The sequence below is a fragment of the Chloroflexus sp. genome, from assembly GCF_034431535.1.
Classification (GTDB): domain Bacteria; phylum Chloroflexota; class Chloroflexia; order Chloroflexales; family Chloroflexaceae; genus Chloroflexus.
This window is the reverse complement of the sequence record NZ_DAOUDC010000021.1, coordinates 1-4060: the sequence shown is the minus strand read 5'-3', so window position 1 is coordinate 4060 and position 4060 is coordinate 1. Positions and strand designations below refer to the sequence as shown.

Below are 4060 nucleotides of genomic sequence, written 5' to 3'. Positions count from 1 at the left end.
TGCTCTGCCCGCGCGCGGCGAAGCAATACCCTGCGAGCACGACCCGATCCCGCTCAGCCATCGATCCCGCCGCAGCAGGAGATTGCTGCGGGCGCTCTGCACCCTCGCAATGACAAGCGGGCGCACCCCTGCCACGAGAGCAGAAGCAGAAAACATCACGGTTTCCATTTTGGCTGTATATTGTAGATTGCACATTGCAAGCATAACGAGACAACCAAACCTTCACTCGCGACGTACATCACAAAGTATCTCGTGCAAAGATTCCTGAGTTCTCTATAATAGCGAGTGCAGGGGCAACTGTTTTATAATGGAGGGTGTATGGCGCGGCAAGATTTAGCCAGTCTGATCCGGAACATTCCCGACTTTCCGATCCCCGGCATTCAGTTCAAAGATATTACGACCCTCATCGGCAACGGGCCGGCGTTTAGTGAAGTGATCGACCGGTTGCACGAACGGTATCGCGACCAGCATATTGACGCCGTTGTCGGCATCGAGTCGCGGGGGTTCATCTTTAGCGCACCGCTCGCCTACCGGCTCGGCGTCGGGCTAGTGCCGATTCGCAAGCCGGGCAAACTGCCGGCAGCGACATACCAGATCGAATACCAACTGGAGTACGGGACAAACAAGTTAGAGATTCACCGCGACGCCTTCCAGCCGGGGGCGCGGGTGCTGGTGATTGATGATCTGCTGGCGACGGGAGGCACCATTGCGGCGGCGTGCGATTTGATCGGGATGGCCGGCGGGCAGGTAGCCGAATTAGCCTTTGTCATTGAACTAACATTCCTCAACGGGCGGGAGCGATTGCGGAATCATAACATCTTCTCGCTGATGCAATTTTAAGCGCCCTCGGTGTGAAAGCGCGGCGACAAGCAAGGCGCTTGCCGCCGCGCTTTCAGCGCAACAGTTTGCGGTGATCTTGACATACGTGTTATACTAAACCCAAATCCCGGATGCAAGATGATCGTAGCGCTCCGTGACTCCTGCGCCGCTGGCGCTGCGACAATTTCCCCATCTTCACATTGCCAAGCAGGCATCGCACAAATTACCGGCTCTCGTTGTATGCTGGTTCAATACACAACAAAGTAATCTCGTTTCTGCATGCTTCATGAATACCGCCCGATCCAACCGGCCAAAGGATCTGGCGCGTGTGAGTGAATTCAGTCTTGTTTCCCTTCATTCTTGCTGTTCCAAGGAGTACGTATCGTGATGACGGTGGCCGAACTAGAAAACAAAACGCTCGCGGATTTGCGCGAGATGGCGCGTAAACTTGACATCTCAGGGGTTAGCGCCCTCAAAAAACGTGAATTAATCGACAAATTACTGCATGCGCAAACGATTGAACAAGCGGTTGATCCCGGCACTATTTATAGTGACGGCATCTTAGATATTATGCCGGAAGGTTTTGGCTTTTTGCGCGGCAATCGAATGCTCTCCAGCCCCGAAGATGTCTATGTGTCGCAATCGCAGATTCGCCGGTTTGCTTTACGCAGCGGCGACCGGATCTGGGGGCAGATTCGCCCGCCGAAAGAGAGCGAGCGGTATTATTCGCTCTTGCGGGTCGAAAAGATTAACGACCTCGACCCCGAAACGGCGCGCAACCGGCCCTTCTTCGATCAACTGACCCCGATCTTTCCTAACGAACAGATCAAGTTAGAGACTGAGCCAAACCTCTTGCATACGCGGCTGGTCGATCTGATTGCCCCAATTGGACGCGGGCAACGCGGCTTGATCGTCTCGCCGCCTAAAGCCGGCAAGACGATGCTGCTCAAGGCGATCGCGAATGGCATCACCACCAACTACCCGGACATCCACTTAATGGTGCTGCTGATTGGTGAGCGGCCCGAAGAGGTGACTGATATGCGCCGTTCGGTGCGCGGCGAGGTCATCTCTTCAACCTTTGACGAACCGGTCGAAAATCACACCAAAGTCGCCGAGATGACGCTTGAGCGAGCCAAGCGGCTGGTTGAGATCGGGCATGATGTGGTGATTCTGATGGACTCAATCACCCGACTGGCCCGCGCCTACAACGTCGCTATGCCACCGAGCGGTCGCACTCTCTCAGGCGGGATCGATCCGGTGGCGCTCTACCCGCCCAAGCGCTTCTTTGGCGCGGCGCGCAATATCGAAAACGGTGGTTCGCTGACGATTATCGCCACCTGTTTGATCGATACCGGCTCGCGCATGGATGATGTGATTTACGAAGAATTCAAAGGCACCGGCAATATGGAGCTACACCTCGATCGCAAACTGGCTGAAAAGCGCATCTTCCCTGCGATCGATATTCAACGTTCGGGCACTCGCCGCGAGGATCTCCTGCTTAGCCCAGAGACGCTCCGCCAAGTGTGGACACTGCGCCGCATGGTGAGCATGCTCGGCGACAACGAGGGCACCGAGCTGATGCTGACCCGGATGGCGAAGACCAAATCGAACGCCGAATTTCTGCAAACCCTGAGCAAGAGCTGAAACTTTTACGGCGCGCGCTGCGTAGATCGTTGCGTCTGATGTCGAACCCGTCGCATTCTTAGGAGGTCGCGGTATGAATTGTCCGCAATGTCGCTCACCCGTTGCTCCCGGAGCACGTTTTTGCACGAATTGCGGGTATCGGCTGGCGTCGGCTACGCCAACTCCACCGCCCGTACCACCCACCCCAGCCTCGTTGATCCCGCCTTCAGGTGATACTGCGAGTATGGCTGATGTGTACGATAACCGTCCCGGTGAACGGCTTGATCTGCCTGAACCGCCAGTCGCAGGCACCGGCGTTGGCGCGAGCGGTCTCCGCTTCAAGATCATCGGCACTACCATGCAGGCGGTCGTTCTGGAGGTGCCTGCCGGCCAGACCGTCTTTTCGGAACGCGGCGGCATGAGCTGGATGAGCGCCAACGTCCAAATGCAGACCAATATGGAAGGCGGCTTGGGCGGAGCGTTTAAGCGGATGTTCTCAGGCGAGTCGATCTTTATGGTCAACTTCACGCCCCAAGGCGGGCCAGGGATCATCGGCTTCTCGGCTGAGCTGCCGGGCAAGGTCATCCCGCTCAACCTTGGGGCGGGCCAAGTGATGATCTGCCAAAAGGACGCCTTTATGTGCGCCGAGCGCAGCGTCTCGCTCGATATTCACTTTCGCCGCAAACTCGGCGCCGGCTTCTTCGGCGGCGAAGGCTTTATTATGCAAAAGCTGACCGGGCCGGGGCTAGCGTTTGTCGAGCTTGACGGCGATATTATCGAGTATACGCTGGAAGCCAACCAGATGCTAAAGGTCGATACCGGCCACGTCGCGATGTACGAACCGACCGTCCAGTTTGATGTTGAGATAGTGCGCGGCTTTAAGAACATCCTCTTCGGCGGTGAAGGATTGTTCTTAACGACCTTGCGCGGGCCGGGACGAGTCTGGCTGCAAACGATGCCGGCGATGAATTTGGCCAAGAAGCTTGCCCAATACATGCCGAGCACCGGCGGATCGAGCAGTTCGGGCGGGATCAACTTAGGCAGCCTGTTTACGAACGACTAAGAGAGCCGAGCCGCCCACTTACCAGACGTTAATACATGGGGGCAGAGCGTTGCTCTGCCCCTCTACGATCATTCATCGTAGCCGTGCGCAAGACACAAACAGCCCGCCGGAAGCGGGCTGTCATGAGCATCTTCCCGGCTGGCTGAGCGAGCAAGGGCTAGACGAGGTTAACCAACTCGTTCGCCGTGCGCCGCATATCGAGGAACACCAGACCGAGCTTGGCCCGGCTTTGCGCCAGCGCGGTTAATACCGCTTCCTCACCGATAGCCATTAGGATCACGTACCCATCTTCACCACGCACAAAGACCTGATCGAGCTGCCCGCGTTTTAACTCGCTGGCAATTCGCTCACCGAGCGAGAGCATAGCGGCGCTCATCGCCGAGACGCGATCTTCTTCGACATCTGCCGGCAGCGCCGAAGCCATGATGAGGCCATCGACGCTCACTACGGCGGAGGCCTCAATATCGGGCGTGTTCATCGATAGGGCCTTTAGATGCCGCACCATCTCTTCGGTTCTGCTTGCCATTCATATCCTCCTTAGAGGCCGTCAGCCAG

Annotated in this window: 4 protein-coding genes; 3 read left to right on the top strand and 1 reads right to left on the bottom strand. The window is 56.9% G+C overall.

What is annotated here, in order from left to right; translation table 11 throughout:
- The first annotated feature begins 318 nt into the window (after window positions 1-318).
- The 3 genes from U9R61_RS05925 (at window position 319) to U9R61_RS05915 (ending at window position 3505) form a co-directional block, all read left to right on the top strand.
- Entirely contained in the window at window positions 319-840 is a 522-nt protein-coding gene (locus U9R61_RS05925; protein WP_322487900.1) for an adenine phosphoribosyltransferase, read from the top strand.
- Window positions 841-1206: 366 nt separating this feature from the next.
- Entirely contained in the window at window positions 1207-2463 is a 1257-nt protein-coding gene (gene rho, locus U9R61_RS05920) for a transcription termination factor Rho (protein WP_066789560.1), read from the top strand.
- Window positions 2464-2536: 73 nt separating this feature from the next.
- Entirely contained in the window at window positions 2537-3505 is a 969-nt protein-coding gene (locus U9R61_RS05915; RefSeq protein ID WP_322487899.1) for a TIGR00266 family protein, read from the top strand.
- Between the two features lie 157 nt (window positions 3506-3662).
- Here the strand turns inward: U9R61_RS05915 and U9R61_RS05910 are convergent, their stop codons facing one another.
- The gene (locus tag U9R61_RS05910) at window positions 3663-4031 is read right to left on the bottom strand and encodes a roadblock/LC7 domain-containing protein (protein WP_322487898.1); all 369 of its coding nucleotides are present in this window, start codon (window positions 4029-4031) and stop codon (window positions 3663-3665) included.
- Window positions 4032-4060: the final 29 nt, after the last annotated feature.

What these genes read in the sequence shown, in the direction of transcription:
- U9R61_RS05925 (WP_322487900.1), top strand. Translation starts at nt 319, where the DNA reads ATGGCGCGGCAAGATTTAGCCAGTCTGATCCGGAACATTCCCGACTTT.
- U9R61_RS05915 (WP_322487899.1), top strand. Translation starts at nt 2,537, where the DNA reads ATGAATTGTCCGCAATGTCGCTCACCCGTTGCTCCCGGAGCACGTTTT.
- rho (WP_066789560.1), top strand. Translation starts at nt 1,207, where the DNA reads ATGACGGTGGCCGAACTAGAAAACAAAACGCTCGCGGATTTGCGCGAG.
- U9R61_RS05910 (WP_322487898.1), bottom strand. Translation starts at nt 4,031, where the DNA reads ATGGCAAGCAGAACCGAAGAGATGGTGCGGCATCTAAAGGCCCTATCG.